Origin of the sequence: Serratia odorifera, from assembly GCF_041448735.1 — a bacterium.
Classification (GTDB): Bacteria; Pseudomonadota; Gammaproteobacteria; order Enterobacterales; family Enterobacteriaceae; genus Serratia_F; species Serratia_F odorifera.
In genome coordinates, this window is sequence record NZ_JBGMUT010000001.1 from 284,316 (window position 1) to 302,495 (window position 18,180).

20 protein-coding genes and 1 other annotated feature are annotated in these 18,180 nt (G+C 57.4%); of the genes, 6 read left to right on the top strand and 14 right to left on the bottom strand.

What is annotated here, in order from left to right; all coding sequences use genetic code 11:
- Position 1: 1 nt before the first annotated feature.
- From ACCC84_RS01330 to wzzB, 4 genes are all read left to right on the top strand, one after another.
- Positions 2–1,426, top strand: a complete 1,425-nt coding sequence (locus tag ACCC84_RS01330) for a mannose-1-phosphate guanylyltransferase/mannose-6-phosphate isomerase (protein WP_273867248.1) — start codon at positions 2–4, stop codon at positions 1,424–1,426.
- Between the two features lie 26 nt (positions 1,427–1,452).
- Positions 1,453–1,590 carry a hypothetical protein gene (locus tag ACCC84_RS01335; protein ID WP_164844323.1) on the top strand — a complete coding sequence of 46 codons (138 nt, stop codon included), beginning with the start codon at positions 1,453–1,455 and terminating at the stop codon, positions 1,588–1,590.
- 191 nt (positions 1,591–1,781) lie between these two features.
- The gene (gene gnd / locus ACCC84_RS01340; protein WP_198772782.1) at positions 1,782–3,188 is read left to right on the top strand and encodes an NADP-dependent phosphogluconate dehydrogenase; all 1,407 of its coding nucleotides are present in this window, start codon (positions 1,782–1,784) and stop codon (positions 3,186–3,188) included.
- A 152-nt stretch (positions 3,189–3,340) separates the two neighbouring features.
- Complete coding sequence (gene wzzB, locus ACCC84_RS01345) at positions 3,341–4,324, top strand: LPS O-antigen chain length determinant protein WzzB (RefSeq protein ID WP_004965203.1); 984 nt, start codon at positions 3,341–3,343, stop codon at positions 4,322–4,324.
- 59 nt (positions 4,325–4,383) lie between these two features.
- On the opposite strand, the gene hisIE is transcribed toward wzzB, so the two are convergent.
- From hisIE to hisL, 9 genes are all read right to left on the bottom strand, one after another.
- Positions 4,384–4,998 (bottom strand): bifunctional phosphoribosyl-AMP cyclohydrolase/phosphoribosyl-ATP diphosphatase HisIE, encoded by a 615-nt coding sequence (gene hisIE / locus ACCC84_RS01350; RefSeq protein WP_004965200.1) that lies wholly within the window; start codon positions 4,996–4,998, stop codon positions 4,384–4,386.
- Positions 4,992–5,768, bottom strand: a complete 777-nt coding sequence (gene hisF / locus ACCC84_RS01355; RefSeq protein ID WP_004965196.1) for an imidazole glycerol phosphate synthase subunit HisF — start codon at positions 5,766–5,768, stop codon at positions 4,992–4,994. Before hisF ends, hisIE begins: the two co-directional genes overlap by 7 nt.
- Positions 5,750–6,487, bottom strand: a complete 738-nt coding sequence (hisA, locus tag ACCC84_RS01360; protein ID WP_004965194.1) for a 1-(5-phosphoribosyl)-5-[(5-phosphoribosylamino)methylideneamino]imidazole-4-carboxamide isomerase — start codon at positions 6,485–6,487, stop codon at positions 5,750–5,752. The genes hisF and hisA overlap by 19 nt, the downstream gene beginning before the upstream one ends.
- A 5-nt stretch (positions 6,488–6,492) precedes the next feature.
- Positions 6,493–7,083, bottom strand: coding sequence for an imidazole glycerol phosphate synthase subunit HisH (gene hisH, locus ACCC84_RS01365; RefSeq protein ID WP_004965191.1), 591 nt, complete (start codon positions 7,081–7,083; stop codon positions 6,493–6,495).
- Positions 7,083–8,150, bottom strand: coding sequence for a bifunctional histidinol-phosphatase/imidazoleglycerol-phosphate dehydratase HisB (gene hisB / locus ACCC84_RS01370; RefSeq protein ID WP_004965189.1), 1,068 nt, complete (start codon positions 8,148–8,150; stop codon positions 7,083–7,085). The genes hisH and hisB overlap by 1 nt, the downstream gene beginning before the upstream one ends.
- Positions 8,147–9,235, bottom strand: coding sequence for a histidinol-phosphate transaminase (hisC, locus tag ACCC84_RS01375; protein ID WP_004965186.1), 1,089 nt, complete (start codon positions 9,233–9,235; stop codon positions 8,147–8,149). Before hisC ends, hisB begins: the two co-directional genes overlap by 4 nt.
- Complete coding sequence (gene hisD, locus ACCC84_RS01380; RefSeq protein WP_273867256.1) at positions 9,232–10,539, bottom strand: histidinol dehydrogenase; 1,308 nt, start codon at positions 10,537–10,539, stop codon at positions 9,232–9,234. The genes hisC and hisD overlap by 4 nt, the downstream gene beginning before the upstream one ends.
- A 5-nt stretch (positions 10,540–10,544) precedes the next feature.
- Complete coding sequence (hisG, locus tag ACCC84_RS01385; protein WP_039992292.1) at positions 10,545–11,444, bottom strand: ATP phosphoribosyltransferase; 900 nt, start codon at positions 11,442–11,444, stop codon at positions 10,545–10,547.
- A gap of 67 nt (positions 11,445–11,511) precedes the next feature.
- Positions 11,512–11,638: a sequence feature (His leader region), on the bottom strand.
- Entirely contained in the window at positions 11,614–11,661 is a 48-nt protein-coding gene (hisL, locus tag ACCC84_RS01390) for a his operon leader peptide (protein WP_101495319.1), read from the bottom strand. It overlaps the preceding feature by 25 nt.
- Before the next feature lie 229 nt (positions 11,662–11,890).
- On the opposite strand from hisL, the gene ACCC84_RS01395 reads away from it, so the two are divergent.
- Positions 11,891–12,715 (top strand): SDR family oxidoreductase, encoded by an 825-nt coding sequence (locus tag ACCC84_RS01395; protein ID WP_273867259.1) that lies wholly within the window; start codon positions 11,891–11,893, stop codon positions 12,713–12,715.
- Positions 12,716–12,841: 126 nt separating this feature from the next.
- Here the strand turns inward: ACCC84_RS01395 and ACCC84_RS01400 are convergent, their stop codons facing one another.
- Together ACCC84_RS01400 and ACCC84_RS01405 are read right to left on the bottom strand one after the other, a co-directional pair.
- Positions 12,842–13,822 (bottom strand): magnesium and cobalt transport protein CorA, encoded by a 981-nt coding sequence (locus ACCC84_RS01400; RefSeq protein ID WP_004965178.1) that lies wholly within the window; start codon positions 13,820–13,822, stop codon positions 12,842–12,844.
- Positions 13,822–14,253 carry a GNAT family N-acetyltransferase gene (locus tag ACCC84_RS01405; RefSeq protein ID WP_039992291.1) on the bottom strand — a complete coding sequence of 144 codons (432 nt, stop codon included), beginning with the start codon at positions 14,251–14,253 and terminating at the stop codon, positions 13,822–13,824. The genes ACCC84_RS01400 and ACCC84_RS01405 overlap by 1 nt, the downstream gene beginning before the upstream one ends.
- 131 nt (positions 14,254–14,384) lie before the next feature.
- On the opposite strand from ACCC84_RS01405, the gene ACCC84_RS01410 reads away from it, so the two are divergent.
- The gene (locus ACCC84_RS01410) at positions 14,385–15,485 is read left to right on the top strand and encodes a PQQ-dependent sugar dehydrogenase (RefSeq protein WP_371901471.1); all 1,101 of its coding nucleotides are present in this window, start codon (positions 14,385–14,387) and stop codon (positions 15,483–15,485) included.
- A 27-nt stretch (positions 15,486–15,512) separates the two neighbouring features.
- On the opposite strand, the gene ACCC84_RS01415 is transcribed toward ACCC84_RS01410, so the two are convergent.
- The 3 genes from ACCC84_RS01415 to ACCC84_RS01425 form a co-directional block, all read right to left on the bottom strand.
- A complete protein-coding gene (locus tag ACCC84_RS01415; protein ID WP_004965171.1) occupies positions 15,513–16,133 on the bottom strand; it encodes a glutathione S-transferase family protein in 621 nt (206 codons plus the stop codon).
- 91 nt (positions 16,134–16,224) lie between these two features.
- The gene (locus tag ACCC84_RS01420) at positions 16,225–16,881 is read right to left on the bottom strand and encodes an HAD family hydrolase (protein WP_004965169.1); all 657 of its coding nucleotides are present in this window, start codon (positions 16,879–16,881) and stop codon (positions 16,225–16,227) included.
- A 145-nt stretch (positions 16,882–17,026) separates the two neighbouring features.
- Positions 17,027–18,172, bottom strand: a complete 1,146-nt coding sequence (locus tag ACCC84_RS01425; RefSeq protein WP_371901472.1) for a trans-sulfuration enzyme family protein — start codon at positions 18,170–18,172, stop codon at positions 17,027–17,029.
- Positions 18,173–18,180: the final 8 nt, after the last annotated feature.

Below are 18,180 nucleotides of genomic sequence, written 5' to 3' on the forward strand. Positions count from 1 at the left end.
CATGTCCAAGTTAATTCCTGTCATCATGGCAGGTGGTACCGGCAGCCGTCTGTGGCCTCTGTCGCGCGAAGCTTTTCCCAAGCAGTTTTTATCGATTGATAATACGGGCTTCAGTTTATTGCAGCAAACCCTGCAGCGCCTGACCGGTCTGCAAGGCATCGAGGTTGCGGATCCGTTGGTGATTTGCAATGAACAGCATCGCTTCCTGGTTGCTGAGCAACTGCGCGAAATCGAACGTCTGGGTAGCAATATCATCTTGGAGCCAAGTGGCCGTAACACCGCGCCGGCAGTGGCGCTGGCTGCGCATTTGGCAGCGGAAAGCAGCCCGGGTGATACGCTGTTGGTACTGGCCGCTGACCATTTGATCAAGAACGTGGATGTTTTCCACCGCGCAATTAACCTGGCAATGGAATACGCTGCCAAACGGCAGTTGGTCACCTTCGGCATCATCCCTGAACATCCGGAAACCGGTTACGGTTACATCAAACGCGGTAGTGCGTTCTGCGATGCGTGCTTCGAGGTTGATGCCTTCGTGGAAAAACCCTGCCTTGAAAAGGCGCGGGAATATTTGGCCAGCGGAGAATATAGCTGGAACAGCGGCATGTTTATGTTCAAGGCGGAGACCTTCCTGGCCGAATTGAAAACCCTCAGCCCGGAAATTTATCAAATCACGCAACGCTCGATTCAGCAAAGCCACCGTGATATGAACTTTATTCGCGTCGATGAGCAGATTTTCAATCATTGTCCAAGCGACTCGATCGACTACGCGGTGATGGAAAAAACCCAGGCGGCGGTGGTGATCCCGATCGATGCCGGCTGGAGCGACGTGGGTTCCTGGTCTTCGTTGTGGGATGTGTCCGATAAAGATGCGCAGGGTAACGTGACGGACGGCGAAATCATCTCCATCGACTCGAGCAATAACTATATTTCTTCAGAGAACGCTTTGGTCGCTACTATTGGCCTAGAAAATATAGTTGTCATCAATACCAACGATGCATTGCTCATTTCGGTAAAAGACCGGGTGCAGGAAGTGAAAAAAGTGGTCGATGAACTGAAAAAACGCAACCTCCACCACTTCCGCCAGCATTCATCGGCCTACCGCCCGTGGGGGAAAATCAGCGATATTGACCGCGGCGAACACTTCGAAGTGAAGAAAATCATCGTTCGTCCGGGGGAGGGCCTGTCGGTGCAGCGCCACCTGCATCGTGCCGAGCACTGGGTGGTGGTCAGCGGGATGGCAAAAGTAAACGTTGATGGTAACGAGTTTTATCTGGCGGAAAACCAGTCGACCTTCATCGCCGCCGGTAGCGTTCATACGCTTGAAAACCCGGGTAAAATCGATTTGGAAATGATTGAGGTCAGGTCCGGACATTATCTGGGTGAAGATGACATCGAGCGTTTGCACGATCGCTACGGGCGGATTTAAGGCAACGGTGTCGAAAATACGTTGAGGTGTTTATCGCCGAGCAGGCGCGAGGCAAGCTTGCCAGTGGAGATGCGCTCGCATTGCGGCCGAAGGTCGAGTTGTCGGCTAACGGGCAATTAATGAAAGAAAAAACAGAAGAAATTCTCGCGGTGCTGACGCGTTAAGAATTCATGTCATTTGCAGATGTGTGGAATAAAAATGAGCAATTACGCGGAGTTACTGCGTGTTTTTCTTACTTTTATTGCCTATCACATCAATTGCTATCCTCTTTCCTTGTACCTGAGTTAACATGCTTGATACATAGCTGAGGCACGAGTTGTAGCCTCAGACGTCCTACTTCAGACAGGAGTTAGTAATGTCCAAACAACAAATCGGCGTTGTCGGCATGGCGGTAATGGGCCGCAATCTGGCACTCAACATCGAAAGTCGCGGTTATACCGTTTCCATCTTCAACCGTTCTGGAGACAAGACTGACGAAGTTATCGCCGAGAACCCGGGTAAAAACCTGGCGCCGTACTATACCGTCGAAGAATTCGTTGAATCGCTGGAAAAACCACGTCGCATTTTGCTGATGGTCAAAGCAGGCGAAGCAACCGATAAGACTATCGCGTCTTTGACGCCGCATCTGGATAAAGGCGACATCCTGATCGACGGTGGCAACACCTACTATCAGGACACCATTCGCCGTAACCGCGAACTGTCTGACCAGGGTTTCAACTTCATCGGCACCGGCGTTTCCGGCGGTGAAGAGGGCGCGCTGAAAGGTCCTTCCATCATGCCTGGCGGCCAGAAAGAAGCCTATGAACTGGTTGCGCCAATCCTGGAGAAAATCGCCGCGGTTGCCGAAGGCGAACCTTGCGTGACCTACATTGGCGCCGACGGTGCCGGTCACTACGTGAAAATGGTACACAACGGCATCGAATACGGCGACATGCAGCTGATTGCCGAAGCCTACTCGCTGCTGAAGCAGGCGCTGAACCTGAGCAACGAAGACCTGGCCACCACCTTTGCCGAATGGAACAAAGGCGAACTGAACAGCTACCTGATCGACATCACCAAAGACATCTTCACCAAAAAGGATGAAGAAGGTAAATACCTGGTTGATGTGATCCTCGACGAAGCCGCCAACAAAGGCACTGGCAAGTGGACCAGCCAGAGCTCGCTGGATCTGGGTGAGCCACTGTCGCTGATCACCGAGTCGGTGTTTGCGCGCTACCTGTCCTCGCTGAAAGAGCAACGCGTTGCCGCGTCCAAAGTGCTGAGCGGCCCAACGGCGGCGGTCATCTCCGGTGACAAGGCCGAGTTTGTCGAAAAAGTGCGTCGCGCTCTGTACCTGGGCAAAATCGTTTCTTACGCGCAGGGCTTCTCACAGCTGAAAGCGGCGTCCAAAGAAAATAACTGGGATCTGAACTACGGCGAGATCGCCAAGATCTTCCGCGCCGGCTGCATCATTCGTGCGCAGTTCCTGCAGAAGATCACCGATGCCTACGCAGAAAATGCCGACATCGCCAACCTGCTGCTGGCGCCTTACTTCAAGCAAATCGCCGACGAATACCAGCAGGCGCTGCGTGATGTGGTTTCCTATGCGGTACAAAACGGTATCCCGACGCCAACCTTCTCCGCTGCCATCGCCTACTATGACAGCTACCGTTCTGCGGTGCTGCCGGCGAACCTGATCCAGGCGCAGCGCGACTACTTCGGTGCGCACACTTACAAGCGCACCGATAAAGAAGGCGTGTTCCACACCGAATGGCTGAGCTGAGTTTCCAGCGGTCATAAGGTTTAAAAACAAAACGTTCTTCCGCCTGGAAGAACGTTTTTGCATCTTCTCCAGCATCTCCCTCATCGCGTCATTTGTCACACGGCAACGCGCAATTTTTTGATTTTCATGCCTGTTAATTGTCTGAGAAATATATGACTTTTGAAAATAAACCGTTAGCCTCTTCACGCGGCGATGACTTTTCCCTGATTGGCGTCGTACTCCAGTTATGGCAGGGTAAAAAGACGATAATTATTTCGATCATAGTGACATTGATTCTGGGTGGCATTTATTTGGCGGTTGCCAAACAGCAATGGACCTCGGAAGCGGTGGTGAGTCGTCCGACGGCCGGCCAGCTGGCCAACTACAATACTGCGCAAAATATTATTTTCACCTCTTCGCCACAGGATAAAACCTCTATTCCGGCGTTGCAGGAACTGCTGTTCAACCGCTTCAATGGAACCATGACTTCCTTGTCGATGTCGTTACAACGTATGAAAACGCCATTGAAACTGAACGTTAATCCTTTGGTCAGCGGCTCCAACGATCCTCTGCGGATCTCCTTTACCGCTACCAGCGCCGCCGAAGCGCAGAAAAAACTGCAGGTCTACATTGATAACGTCAACCGCGTGGTGGTGAACGGTGCCAAAGATGACATTAAAAGCACGCTGGTGGTGAAGAAAAAGGAATTAAACGAAACGCTTGCCGCACAGTTGGGCGTGGCCGAAGAGAAAAAGAATCAGCGCTTGAAAGTGCTGCGCGAAGCCGTGAAAGTCGCGACGGCGGCCAAGATCCAGGAGCCGAAGGTCCAGATGTCGGAAGACCTGTCCGATGACAGCCTGTTCCTGCTGGGCGCACCGGCGCTGAATTCGTTGCTGGCCAACGAAAGTACGCGTCCTCTGGCGCTGGATCGTGAGTACTATGAAACCCAGCGTGCGTTGATTGCACTGAACAATTATGAAGAAAACCTGGACGGGTTGAGCGCCTACCGCTATATCCAGCGTCCCGATCTGCCCGAGTTGCGTGACAGTCCGAAACGCGCGCTGACCATTTTGCTGGCGCTGATTGTCGGCCTGATCGTCGGCTCGGCGATTGTCATTTTGCGCAATGCGGTGAAAGATCTGAAGAGAACGTCGTAACGATCGGATTATGTTGATTAAAACCCGGCGCTGCCGGGTTTTTTTTGGCCAAAATTCGGTTATTTGGCGTGGCGCTCGCGCAGACGGCCGATCACCGTACTGAGATCCAGCTGCTGATCCTGCAGCAATACCAGCAGATGGTAAATCAGATCTGACGCTTCGTTGGTCAGCTCGGCACGATCGTTGACCGTTGCGGCCAGTGCGGTTTCCACGCCTTCTTCGCCGACTTTTTGCGCGATGCGCTTGGTGCCGCTGGCGTACAGGCTGGCGGTGTAGGAACTGCTCGGATCGGCATGCTTGCGCTCTGCCAGCAACTGCTCCAACTGATACAGGAAGCCCCAGTCGCTGTTCGCCGGGTGGAAGCAACTGCTGTTGCCAAGGTGACAGGTCGGGCCGATCGGCCTGGCCAGAATCAGTAGCGTATCGTTATCGCAGTCCGGCGTGATGCTGACCACATTGAGGACGTTGCCGGAACTTTCGCCCTTGGTCCACAGGCGCTGTTTGCTGCGCGAGAAAAAGGTCACTTTGCCGCTTTGCTCGGTCGCTGCCAGCGCCTCCTGGTTCATATAACCCAGCATCAGCACTTCACCGGAAACGGCATGCTGGACGATCGCCGGCATCAGCTGGCCGGTTTTTTGCCAATCGAGCCGGTTTTTTTGTTGTTCTGTTAACACACGCGAATCTCCACGCCTTGATCGGCCAGGAACCGTTTCAGTTCGCCGATATTGATAATTTGCTTATGGAACACCGATGCGGCCAGGGCGCCGTCAACGTTGGCGTCACGGAAGGCCTGCAGGAAGTGTTCCATGGTGCCGGCGCCGCCCGAAGCGATCAGCGGCACGTTGCACACCTCGCGCACGCGCTGCAGCTGTTGCAGATCGTAGCCGTTACGCACCCCGTCCTGATTCATCATGTTCAGCACGATCTCGCCGGCACCGCGTTTTTGCACTTCTTTCACCCAGTCCAGCGTTTCCCATTGGGTAACGCGGGTGCGGCTTTCGTCGCCGGTATACTGATTGACGTGATACTTGCCGCTTTCGCTGTCATACCAGGTATCAATGCCGATCACGATGCACTGCACGCCAAAACGATCCGCCAGGCGACCGATCAGGCTGGGATCCGCCAATGCCGGTGAGTTGATCGAAATCTTGTCTGCGCCGAAAGACAGTATCTGGCTGGCGTCATCGACGCTTTTGATGCCGCCGGCGACACAGAAGGGAATATCGATCACTTCCGCCACGCGTGACACCCAGCTTTTATCCACCACGCGGCCGTCGCTTGAGGCGGTGATATCATAAAACACCAGCTCGTCGGCACCTTCTTGCGCATAACGCTGCGCCAGCGGCACGATGTCGCCAATGATTTCGTGGTTGCGAAACTGCACGCCTTTCACCACCTGTCCGTCCTTCACGTCCAGGCAGGGTATTATCCGTTTTGCCAGCATGCGATCGCCTCCTCAACGCTAAATTTACCTTCCAGCAGGGCGCGCCCCACGATAACGCCTTCTACGCCGCTGCCGCGCAGCGCCGCAATATCATCCAGCCCGCCAATGCCACCGGACGCCTGAAAGGCGATCTGCGGATAACGCTGGCAGATTTCCCGGTATAGCGCCACGTTGGAACCGGCCAGGGTACCGTCGCGTGAAATATCGGTACAAAGAACGTGTTTCAGACCATAGGGCAGAAACTGTTCAACCACCTGTTCCAACTGGGCGTCGGAATTTTCCTGCCAGCCGCTGATGGCTACCTGCTTGCTGCCTTCGGCATTGATGCGTACGTCCAGTGCCAGTACCAACGCGTCGGCGCCATAGCGCTCAAACCAGCTCTGCACCAGCGCCGGCTGTTTGACGGCGGTAGAGCCAATCACCACCCGGCTGGCGCCGGCCTCTAACAGCGCCTCAACGTCCTGTTGGCTGCGAATACCGCCGCCTACCTGCACCGGCACGTTCACCCCGGCCAGCAGTTTACGCAATAGCGGGATCTGGCGTGCCGTCGGGTCTTTGGCGCCGGTCAGATCCACCAGATGCAGCACCTGTGCGCCTTGCTGCTGATAATCCTGCAGCCGCAACAGCGGATCGCTGCCGTAGTCGCGTTGTTGGCCGTAATCACCCTGATGCAGGCGCACCACGTTGCCATCGATCAAATCCAAAGCGGGAATAATCATGCTGCCTACATCTCCAGAAAGTTTTTCAGCAGTTGCGCGCCGGCCGTACCAGAACGTTCTGGATGAAACTGCACGCCGAAGAAATTGTCTTTTTGCACGGCGGCGGTGAACGGCTCGCCGTAGTTGGCCTGGGCGATGGTGCTTGGGCATATTGGCATCGCATAACCGTGGACAAAATAAAAGTAGGTACCGTCGTCGATACCGCGGAACAGATGGTTGCCTGCCTGGGCCGATACCTGATTCCAGCCCATGTGCGGCAACGGCAGGCCAACGTCGCTCATCTGTTGTACCGGCGTGTCGATGATGCCGAGCGTTTTGATGCCGCCATTCTCATCGCTGCCGCTGGCCAACAGCTGCATGCCGAGACAAATGCCCAACACCGGCTGGGTGCAGGCCTTGATCAGCTCGATAAGTTCGCGCTGCTCCAGCTGTTCCATCGCCGCCTGCGCGGTGCCGACACCTGGCAGGAACAGTTTGTCGGCGCGCAGCACGATCTCGGGATCGCGGCTGACCGTCGGCTGGTAACCCAGGCGTTGCACCGCGTAGGTCACCGATGACAGATTGGCGCAGCCAGTATCAAGAATCACCACGTTCATCACAGCACTCCTTTCGAGCTCGGCAGGGTATTACCCTCAACGCGAATCGCCTGGCGCAGCGTGCGGCCGAACACCTTGAACAGGCTTTCTACCCGGTGGTGATCGTTTTTGCCCTTGGTCTTTAGGTGCAGCGTGCAGCCCATGGTATAGGACAGTGAACGGAAGAAATGTTCAACCATTTCGGTGCTCAGATCGCCAACGCGCTGATAGTTGAATTCCGCTTTATATTCGAGGTGCGGCCGGCCGGAAATGTCCATCGCGCAGCGCGCCAGGCATTCATCCATCGGTAACACGAAGCCGAAGCGCGCAATGCCGCGTTTGTCACCCAGCGCTTTATTCAGCGCTTCACCCAGCGCCAGCGCGGTGTCTTCCACCGTGTGGTGATCGTCGATGTACAGATCGCCGTTGACCTGGATATCCATACGGAAGCCGCCGTGGGTGGCGATCTGATCCAGCATGTGATCAAAAAAGCCGACGCCGGTTTTTATCTTGCTGCCGCCTTCACGATCCAGCCAGACGTTGACGTCAATCTGCGTTTCCTTGGTGACGCGATTTACGTGGGCATGGCGATCGCGCTGGGTCAACTGACGAGCGATCTCCTTCCAGCCGAGGGTTTCACGCTGATACAGCAAGCCCTGAATGCCCATATTGGCCGCCAGTTGCACGTCGGTCTGGCGATCGCCGATCACGTAGCTGTTGGCCACGTTGATCACGCCCGGTTCCAGATAATGTTTTACCAGCGCGGTTTTTGGCTTGCGGCAGTCGCAGTTGTCTGCCGGCAGGTGTGGGCAGATCAGGATATCCTCGAACTGAATCCCTTGCGACGACAGGATCTGCATCATCAGATTGTGCGGCGCATCGAAGGTATCCTGTGGGAAACTGGCGCTGCCGAGCCCGTCCTGATTGGTGATCATCACCAGGCTATAGCCTGCGGCCTGCAATGCCAGCAGGGAAGGGATAACGTCTGGCTCCAGCGCCAGCTTGTCCAGGCGATCAACCTGGAAATCTTCGGGGGGTTCAGCAATCAGCGTGCCGTCACGGTCAATAAAGAGAAATTTCTGGCTCACATTGGCTCCTGGCGAGTCTCGGTTGCTCCGGGCAGGGTCTTGAGTGCGTCAATAACGCGCTGACATTCGTCGCGGGTGCCTATAGTGATACGCAGGCAACCGGACAGCCCAGGCTGTTTATTTTGGTCTCTCAAGATAATGCCCTGATCCCATAAGGTTTTAAATACATTACTTGAGGCGCTAAAGCGTACCAGCAGATAATTGCTGTCGCTGGCAAATACCTGTTCGACACAGGCGCAGTCAGCCAATGCCTGCTGCAGCCAACTGCGGTTGGCGGCAATCTCGCCAACCCGTTGGCGCATCACTCGCAGCCCTTCAACGCTCAACGCCTGTGCGGCGATATCGGCCACCGGAGTGGAGAGCGGATACGGGGCGATCACCTTCAGCAACAGTGCGATCAACGGTGGATTGGCCAGGGTAAAACCGCAGCGCAGACCCGCCAGCGCGAACGCTTTCGACAGGGTGCGCAGGATAGCCAGGTGTGGATAGTCGTTCAGCCAGCCGACCACGCTGGCCTGCGGGCAAAACTCGATGTAGGCCTCGTCAATCGCGACAATCGCCTTGCCTTTGGTCATCTCCAGCAGCGCGCGCAAGTCGTTCGGATCGATCAGGTTGCCGGTCGGGTTGTTTGGGCTGCAGACATACACCAGCTTGACGTGATCCAGGCTGTCGGCAATCGCCGGCAGATCGAGCTGCCAGTCGTCTTTCGCCGCTACCGTGCGGCGCTCGACGCCGAAGGTTTCGGCACTGACGGCGTACATGCCGTAGGTTGGCGGGCAAAACAGAATGGCGTCCTGACCCGGCTCGCAGAATGCGCGGATCAGCAGTTCGATGCCTTCGTCCGCGCCACGGCTGACCAGCACCTGCTGTTTCTGCACGCCGGCATATTCGGCATAGCGTTCAATCACCAACGCCGGCTGGCATTCCGGATAGCGATTGAAGGTCTGCGCGGTCAGTTCGAAGGTCGGCGCCAATGGATATTCATTGGCGTTCAGCCATACGTCGCCCTTGCCGCCGAGCCGGCGCGCCGACTGGTAAGGCGTTAACTCACGTACGTTCTGGCGTGCCAGATTGTCTATGCTCATGCTTGCTCCTTCAATGCGGCGACGCGCAGAGTGACGGCATTCTTGTGGGCGATCAGCTGTTCGGCAGCGGCAAGCTGCTCAATGGTGGCGGCCAGGTTGATAAAGCCTTGCGGCGTCAGTTCCTGCACCGTCATGCGCTTTTGGAAATCCGCCAGCCCCAGGCTGGAGCAGGTGGCGGTGTAACCGTAGGTCGGCAGCACGTGATTGGTGCCAGAAGCATAATCACCGGCAGATTCTGGCGACCAGTCGCCGAGGAACACCGAACCGGCGCTGGTGACGGCGTCGACCAGTTCGCGGGCGTTACGGGTCTGAATGATCAGGTGCTCCGGGCCGTACTGGTTGCTGATGCGCAGACATTCCGCCAGATCCTGTGCGACGATCAACCGGCTGCTGGCCAGCGCCTGACGGGCGGTTTCCGCACGCGGCAATGCGGCCAACTGCCGATCGACCTCGTCGGCCACCGCCTGTGCCATGGCGGCATCCGGCGTTAATAAAATCACCTGGGAATCCGGCCCGTGTTCGGCTTGCGACAGCAGATCGGAGGCGACGAACGCCGGGGTGGCGCCGCTATCGGCAATCACCAGCACTTCTGACGGGCCGGCGGGCATATCAATGGCGGCACCGTCGAGACGTTGGCTAACCTGACGTTTGGCTTCGGTGACAAAGGCGTTGCCCGGGCCAAAGATCTTGTCTACCCGTGGCACCGAGTCGGTACCGAATGCCAGCGCTGCGATAGCCTGTGCGCCGCCGACCTGGAATACCTCCTGTACCCCACACAGCTGCGCGGCATAGAGGATTTCGTCGGCAATCGGCGGTGGCGAGCACAGCACTACGCGGCGGCAACCGGCGATACGCGCCGGAGTTGCCAGCATCAGCACGGTAGAAAACAGCGGCGCAGAACCGCCGGGAATATACAGACCGACCGAGTCAATCGGGCGGGTGACCTGCTGGCAACGCACGCCGGGCATGGTTTCAATGTCCACCGTTGGCAGTCGTTGCGCGTTGTGGAAAGTGTCCACATTGCGTACCGCTACCGCCATCGCCTGTTTGAGATCGTCGCCCAGACGTGCGGCGGCGGCGGCGATCTGCTCGGCGCTGACGCGCAGCGTGCTCACCTCGGTGCGGTCAAATTTGGCGCTGTATTCGCGCAATGCGCGGTCGCCGTTGCTTTTAACGTTATCGAGGATCTCGCGCACCGTGCGGGTAATGCTGTCCGAGGCGGAAATCGCCGGGCGCATCAACAGTTCGCTACGCTGCTCCGCGCTGCATTCGGCCCAGTTCACCAGGGTATTGAAGTTCGACATGGCCTTTACTCCATCATCTTCTCAATCGGCAATACCAGAATCGAACTGGCGCCCAGCGCTTTCAGTTTTTCCATGGTTTCCCAGAACAGGGTTTCGCTGCTGACCATGTGCATCGCGACGCGGTTTTGTGCACCGGCCAAAGGCAGAATGGTTGGGCGTTCGGCACCCGGCAGCAGCGCGACGATTTCGTCCAGCCGCTCGCTTGGCGCGTGCAGCATGATGTATTTGGATTCACGCGCCTGGATCACGCCCTGAATACGCGTCATCAGGCGATCGATCAACTGCTGTTTGGCTTCTGGCATTTCACCGTCGCGCTGAATCAGACAGGCCTTCGAGCGGTAGATCACTTCCACTTCACGCAGGCCGTTGGCTTCCAGCGTTGCACCGGTAGAGACCAGATCGCAGATGGCATCGGCCAGGCCGGCACGGGGAGCAACTTCGACCGAACCGTTCAGCAGGCAGGATTTGAAACGAACGCCCTGTTTGTCGAGGTACTGTTTGAGAATGTGCGGATAAGAGGTGGCGATACGGGCATCTTGCAGGCTTTGCGGACCGGTATACTCGCTGTCGAGTGCGGTGGCCAGTGACAGACGGCAACCGCCAAAGTCCAGGCGGCGCAGGGTGAAGTAACGCGGGTCTTCGCCTTGGGCACGGCGGTTGAGCAGTTCTTCTTCCAGCACGTTTTCACCGATGATGCCCAGATCGACCACGCCGTCCATCACCAGGCCCGGAATATCGTCATCGCGCACCCGCAGAATATCAATCGGCATGTTTTCCGCGAAAGCGATCAGGCGCTGTTGCTGCAGATTGATCTTGATACCGCAACGCGCCAGCAGTTCCTGAGACTCTTCGCTCAGGCGGCCTGATTTCTGCATTGCTATCCGTAAACGTGTTTTGTCCAGCATGGTAACCTCTACTCTCTGTAATTTTATGAATTTGTTATTGAAATTTTTGTTCTGTCTGTCCGGAGCCAAAAAAAAACCCTCGGAAGAAATCTTCCGAGGGCTCTCTCTTGCAATCTGCGCGCCACTGGAAGATTCTAAAACCGTCTCCCAGCACACATCGCCTGAAAGACTAGTCAGGATGATGGTGATGATGGTGGCTGAACTGAATGCGCGTCATGGTAATCTCGTAATAATGATGTCAGGAATGACTCAATTGCTAATTAACCTAAACTATTGAGCGCAGATCGCGCAACCCTTTTTTACTGACATAAATTTAATTCATTGAAACGGGTCTGGTTATTAGCCATACGCCGCTTTATCTCAGAGTAGCGTACGTTGATTGTAACCGAATACCGAGTGGCGTAGCCTTAGCGAATCAATCGCTGCGCTGTGCAGGAGAGGAAGAGATGAAAAAAGTCGCCATTGTTGGCCTGGGTTGGCTGGGCATGCCGTTGGCATTGTCACTGATGAGCCGCGGGTTTGAAGTGGTTGGCAGTAAAACCACCCCGGACGGTGTCGAAGCCGCGCGCCTGAGCGGCATCGAATGTTATCAACTGGAACTGACGCCGGAGCTGATCTGCGAACCAGACGATCTGGATGCGCTGTTACAGGTGGATGCGCTGGTGGTGACCTTACCGGCGCGTCGTACCGTCGACGGCAGCGAAAACTACTTTAATGCGGTGCGGATGCTGGTGGACAGCGCGATGGCGTACAACGTGGCGCGCATCATTTTTACCAGCTCGACCTCGGTCTACGGCGACTATTCCGGCACCCTGCGCGAAACGTCGCCGATAGCGCCGGTCAGCGCGTCTGGCCGAGTGCTGGCCGACCTGGAGCGCTGGCTGCATGAACTGCCGAATACCTCGGTGGATATTTTGCGTCTGGCCGGGCTGGTCGGTGCCGAACGCCATCCAGGCCGTTTCCTGGCCGGCAAGGTGGACGTGAAGGGCGGATCGCTGGGAGTCAATCTGGTGCATCAGGACGACGTCATCGCCGCCATTCAGTTGCTGTTGCATTTGCCGAGCGGCGGGCACGTTTACAATTTGTGCGCACCAGGCCATCCCATCAAGCGTGAGTTTTATCCGGCCTTGGCCGAACGGCTGCAGTTGCCGCCCCCGCAGTTTGCCGACGAGGCGCCGCAGGAAGGGCGGTTGGTGGACGGCAGTCGCATTTGCAAAGAACTGGGGTTCGAATACCAGTATCCCGATCCGGCGCGCATGCCGGTCAGCTGAGCGCCTGGCGGGTGTCGCTTGACCTCGGCGGCAGAGCGCCGTCGGGTTGCCGGATTACATCCATCCCCCTCAGGGGGGCAGCGTAAGCGTGGTTTTGCGCCGAGTTCTCCGCTCGACGTGCTGCGTTTACAGCCAGCCGGAGCCTTTCAGTTTGCGGTACAGCAAGGCGCAGCCGACCACGGTAACGCCCAGCGTGACGTGGTAGGCCCAGGGCAGCTTCAGTTCCGGCATATTTTCGAAGTTCATGCCGTACAGGCTGAAAATCACCGTCGGAATAGCCAGAATCGCCCCCCAGCCGGCCAGCCGTTTCACCACCTCGTTCTGCTTGACCGTTACCAGCGCCAGATTGACATGCATGGCGTTGGTCAGCATTTCGCGCATGTCGTCAATGGTGTTCACGACCTGACGCGCATGGTCCTGCACGTCACGCACATAGGCGCGCAAATCCTTCGGGATCACCTCTTCATGCAGGCGGATCAACTGGCTGCAAATTTCGTCCATCGGCAGCGCTGCGTTGCGCAGCGCCAGCAGATGCCGCCGCAGGCTATGGACGCGGGCGATCGCAGCCTGGTCAAAGTCGGACTGGAACATATTGGCTTCGATAGTTTCAATCGCGCTCTCAAAGTGCGTGACGATCTGCCGGTAATTGTCGACGATAAAATCCATAATCGAATACAGTGCGAAGCCCGGCCCGCGGCACAGCTGTTTCGGATTGCCCTCGGCCTTGGCGCGGATCGGCGCATAGCTGCTGGAGGCGCCGTGCCTGACGGTGATCAGGAAGTTTTTACCAACGAAAAAGTGAGTTTCTCCGTATTCAATGGCCTCGCCCTGGATATGCGCGGTTTTCACCACGATAAATAACGAGTCGCCATAGGTTTCGATTTTGGGTCGCTGATGGGCGCACAGCGCGTCTTCGATCGCCAGATCGTGCAGGCCGAACTCTTCCTGGATTTTACGCATGAAGGCGTCTTCCGGCTGCCACAGGCCGAGCCAGACAAAGGCATCCGCTTGCTTCACCACTTCGCTGATATCGTCGATGGTCACATCGCCCAAGCGTTTTCCGGCCTTATAGGCCACGCTGTTTACCACCATGTCGGTACTGTTCATTATGCCGCCGGTGAATTATCGATGGTTTTGGTGAGAAAATAGCATTCATGCTCCACCGGATAATCCCGCAGCGTCATTTGTAGCTGATAGCCCAGTTTTTCATAGAACGGCCGCGCCTGAAAACTGAAGGTGTCGAGGCGGCAATAGCGGCAGCCGCGAGCCACGGCGGCCTGCTCGGCGGCGTGCATTATCTGCCGGCCAATGCCGCTACCGCGCTGTGAATCGGCTACCCATAGCCAATCGATGCTCAGCCAGTTGCCCCAAGTCACGGCGGTCAGTCCGGCGATCACCTGGCCGGCGTCATCCTGGGCAAAAACGTTGAGTGGTGTGCGCAGGCTGGTATCGATAAACGGGCGGTTATGCGCCATCAGGCCCTGACGAATGGCTTCACGCGTTTGCTCGTCCAGCGCCGCGGTAATGGTGATTTCCATGTGTTCTCCTTGGTTACTCGTTAACTTAAGCATAGCGTAGCCAAAAGGCAACCGATTGATAAAACACCGAAACGGCGAAGCCATTCAGCTGGGCTACACTGAATGAGCACGTTGTTAACCCAGGAGGATGCATGCCCCGAGTGATATTGATGGCCGGTTTGTTATTGGTTAGCGGTTGGTTGCAAGCCGCGCCGGTGGTAACCCAATTACAGGACAAACTTGAACACCCTTGGTCGCTGGCCTTTTTACCCGGCGAACAGGGGATACTGATTACCGAACGCCCTGGCCGCCTGCGTTTGTGGCAGCAGGACAAGGGACTGTCGCCGCCGATCGCCGGCGTGCCGCAGGTGTATGCGCGAGGACAGGGCGGGCTGCTGGAGGTGTTGTTGTCACCGGACTTCGCCAGCAATCGGCGGGTTTATCTCAGCTTTGCCGAGCGTGGCAGCGATGGCAAGGCTGGCACCGCGGTGGGTTATGGCCGTTTGAGCAACGACAATGCCCGGCTGGACGATTTCCGCGTGATCTTCCGTCAGCAGCCGAAGCTGTCGGTCGGTAACCACTTTGGCGGCAAAATGGTGTTCGACAGGCAGGGACATCTGTTTATTGCCCTGGGGGAAAACAATCAACGACCGACAGCGCAGGATCTGGACAAGCTGCAAGGCAAGATCGTGCGGCTGACCGCCGAGGGCAAGGTGCCAACGGACAACCCGTTTGTCGGCCAGTTGGGCAAGCGGGCAGAGATCTGGTCATACGGTATCCGCAACCCGCAGGGGTTGGCGCTGAACCCGTGGACCGGCGTGGTCTGGGAGCATGAACACGGCCCGCGTGGCGGCGACGAGGTCAATATTCCGCAGGCCGGCAAAAATTATGGCTGGCCGCTTGCTACCCATGGTATTAACTATTCCGGTTCGCCGATCCCTGAAGCCAAGGGGGCGCAGGCCGACGGCACCGAAGTGCCATTGCACCACTGGGAAACCTCTCCGGGGATCAGCGGCATGGCGTTTTATGATGCATCGCGCTTCCCTGCCTGGCAGCATTCGCTGTTCATCGGCGCGTTGGCGCAAAAAACCTTGATTCGCCTGACGTTGGTCGGTGACAAGATCGTGGCGGAAGAGCGGCTGCTGAGCGATCGCAACGAACGTATTCGTGAGGTTCGTACCGGGCCGGACGGTTATCTGTATCTGCTGACCGATGACAGCGACGGCAAGCTGTTGCGGGTGGGGGCCTCCTGACGCCTCGCCGGGAGGCGTCAGGGCACATCAGGTCATGGCGGACATCACGCCGCTGCGGTAAGCCGGTCGGGCGCACAATTGCTGATACCAGCGTTCCATATGCGGACGTGGGCGGCGGGCGATCGGCATTTCAAACCAGGCATAGATAAAGCTGCCGAGCGGAATGTCGCCGATGCCGAGCTGGTCGCCGGACAGGTACGCCTGCTGGGAAAGGGTGTGTTCAACGATATCGAGGCACTTTTCCACCTCGGCGATGGCCGCTTCGATTTTCAGCATATCGCGCTGGTCGGGTGGGGTGCGCACCATGCCCCAGAACACCGGGCGAAACGGGGTGACGATGGTTGCGGTCGCCCAATCCATCCATTTTTCGGCCGCGGCGCGCTGCTGCAGATCCTGCGGGTAGAACGGCGCCTGGCCGTATTTGGCCGCCAGGTAGCGTACGATGGTGTTGGATTCCCACAGTACAAAGTCATCGTCCTGCAATAGCGGCACCAGGCCGTTTGGGTTCAGCGCCCGATAGGCGGCCTCGTCCACCTTGCCATAGGCACCGCCGGCATTGATATGGCGATAACTCAACTCCAGTTCTGCGGCGCACCAGAGTACTTTTCTGACGTTGTTCGAATTTTCACGGCCCCAGATGGTCAGCATAAAACGCCTCTTCGGTTGATTGACGGATTAGCCTTAATTCCTACGCTACAATCCGTAATTTGTCACTGTCGGATGCGTTTTTTGCCTTTCTTCAGCGTTCCCAGCGGCACACTTCCCAGCCGTTCTGCAGCGCCAGCGCATGTAAATCGGCATCCGGGTTGATTACCGTTGCGCTGTCGACATAGTCCAGCATCGGCCGATCGTTGATCGAGTCGCTGTAACCGTGAATGTAGGCGAATTGCCGTTGTGTCTGCTGTTCCAGCCACTGTTGCAGACGGATCACCTTGCCTTGCTGATAGGTCATGGTGCCATAGGTATTGCCGGTATAGCGGCCTGCGGCGATTTCGACGCCGATGGCCAGCGCGCCGTCGGCGCCCAGCCGCTCGGCAATCGGCGCCACCAGATGCTCGCCGGTGGCCGAAACCACCAGAATGCAATCGCCACGTTCACGGTGCCATTGCAGGCGCTCGCGTGCGGCGGGGTAGACGCGCGGCAGAATATCGCGGCGGATGTAGCGCTCCACCCAGCCGGCAACGGTCGGCACGCTGCAACCGGCCAGCGGTGCCAGCGTCGCTCGCATGTAGGCTTCCATCGACAAGGTGCCTTGATAGTAATGCTGCATCAACTGCTGTTCTTGCGTGGCCAGCTCCGCCGGCGCGAACCCCTGAGATACCAGCCAGCGGATCCATAAGCTGGCGCTGTCGTCGTCAATCAGGGTTTCATCCAGGTCGAACAGGGCTAAATCCATCGGTGCTTCTCCGGCAGGGGTATTTCGCGCTTAAGGATAGCGAACAAGGGGATCGCCAGCCAGCCACGGCGGCGAAATTGCGCTGAGCATAAGAAACACCGATGACGTTTTTGCGACGGTTGGATGAATGTTTGTCTACCGTAGGCTATTCTTCCAGCGCCTGCTGCAGATCGGCGATCAGATCGTCGGCGTCCTCGATGCCCACCGACAGGCGCAGCAACTGTGGCGCAATGCCGGATTTCAGCCGCTGTTCCAGCGGGATTGAAGCGTGGGTCATGCTGAACGGCTGGCCGATCAGGCTTTCCACACCGCCCAGGCTTTCGGCCAGCGTGAACAGCGACAGGCGGCCAATCACCCGACGCGCATAGGCGTCATCCCCCTTCAGGCGCAGTGAGATCATACCGCCAAACTGTTGCATTTGCCGCGCCGCCAGCGCGTGTTGCGGATGGCTGGTCAGGCCGGGATAGTAGACGTTTTCCACCTGTGGTCGGCCCTCCAGCCACTGGGCGATACGCAGCGCACTGTGGCTGTGGCGTTCCATGCGCAGCGCCAGGGTACGGATACCGCGCAGGGTCAGGAAACTGCTGAACGGATCGAGGATACCGCCCACCGCATTGTGCAAAAAGCCAAGCTGTTGCGCCAATTCGGGGTTGTCGCCGACCACCGCGACGCCGGCCACCACGTCGGAATGACCGTTCAGATATTTGGTGGCGGAATGCAGCACCACGTCGAACCCATACTCCAGTGGGCGCTGAAGCGCCGGCGAGGCGAAGGTATTATCCACTACGCCGATCAGTCGATGCTTTTTGGCGATCGCGGCGATGGCTGCCAGATCCGCCAGCTTCAGCAGCGGATTGGTCGGGGTTTCCACCCAGATCATTTTGGTATCGGGCTCGATCGCCTGTTCCAGCGCGGCGCTGTCGCCCGGGGCGACATAGGTCACCCGTAGCCCGGCGCTACGGCTGCGCACCTTCTCTAACAGGCGGTAGGTACCGCCATACAAATCGTCTACCGCCACCAGATGGCTGCCTTGATCGAGCAGTTCCAGTACCGTTGCGCAGGCCGCCAGTCCCGAGGCAAATGCATAACCGCGACTGCCGCCCTCCAGTTCGGCAATGGCGTTTTCCAGCGCGCTGCGCGTCGGATTGCCACTGCGTGAATATTCATAACCGGCAGGTTCGCCGGGCGCTGGTTGCGCATAGGTCGAGGTGGCGTAAATTGCCGGCATTACCGCGCCGGTAGCGTCCGGAGTGTAACCTGCATGCACGCTTTTAGTGGCAAATGTGCTCATGATGATTC

Coding starts and splice junctions, on each gene's coding strand:
- ACCC84_RS01330 (WP_273867248.1), top strand. CDS start 2: ATGTCCAAGTTAATTCCTGTCATCATGGCAGGTGGTACCGGCAGCCGT.
- ACCC84_RS01400 (WP_004965178.1), bottom strand. CDS start 13,822: ATGAACAGTACCGACATGGTGGTAAACAGCGTGGCCTATAAGGCCGGA.
- ACCC84_RS01410 (WP_371901471.1), top strand. CDS start 14,385: ATGCCCCGAGTGATATTGATGGCCGGTTTGTTATTGGTTAGCGGTTGG.
- gnd (WP_198772782.1), top strand. CDS start 1,782: ATGTCCAAACAACAAATCGGCGTTGTCGGCATGGCGGTAATGGGCCGC.
- ACCC84_RS01420 (WP_004965169.1), bottom strand. CDS start 16,881: ATGGATTTAGCCCTGTTCGACCTGGATGAAACCCTGATTGACGACGAC.
- hisA (WP_004965194.1), bottom strand. CDS start 6,487: ATGATTATTCCCGCTTTGGATTTGATCGATGGCAACGTGGTGCGCCTG.
- hisG (WP_039992292.1), bottom strand. CDS start 11,444: ATGCTGGACAAAACACGTTTACGGATAGCAATGCAGAAATCAGGCCGC.
- hisF (WP_004965196.1), bottom strand. CDS start 5,768: ATGCTGGCAAAACGGATAATACCCTGCCTGGACGTGAAGGACGGACAG.
- hisH (WP_004965191.1), bottom strand. CDS start 7,083: ATGAACGTGGTGATTCTTGATACTGGCTGCGCCAATCTGTCATCGGTG.
- ACCC84_RS01415 (WP_004965171.1), bottom strand. CDS start 16,133: ATGCTGACCATCTGGGGCCGTGAAAATTCGAACAACGTCAGAAAAGTA.
- ACCC84_RS01395 (WP_273867259.1), top strand. CDS start 11,891: ATGAAAAAAGTCGCCATTGTTGGCCTGGGTTGGCTGGGCATGCCGTTG.
- ACCC84_RS01405 (WP_039992291.1), bottom strand. CDS start 14,253: ATGGAAATCACCATTACCGCGGCGCTGGACGAGCAAACGCGTGAAGCC.
- wzzB (WP_004965203.1), top strand. CDS start 3,341: ATGACTTTTGAAAATAAACCGTTAGCCTCTTCACGCGGCGATGACTTT.
- ACCC84_RS01425 (WP_371901472.1), bottom strand. CDS start 18,172: ATGAGCACATTTGCCACTAAAAGCGTGCATGCAGGTTACACTCCGGAC.
- hisD (WP_273867256.1), bottom strand. CDS start 10,539: ATGTCGAACTTCAATACCCTGGTGAACTGGGCCGAATGCAGCGCGGAG.
- hisC (WP_004965186.1), bottom strand. CDS start 9,235: ATGAGCATAGACAATCTGGCACGCCAGAACGTACGTGAGTTAACGCCT.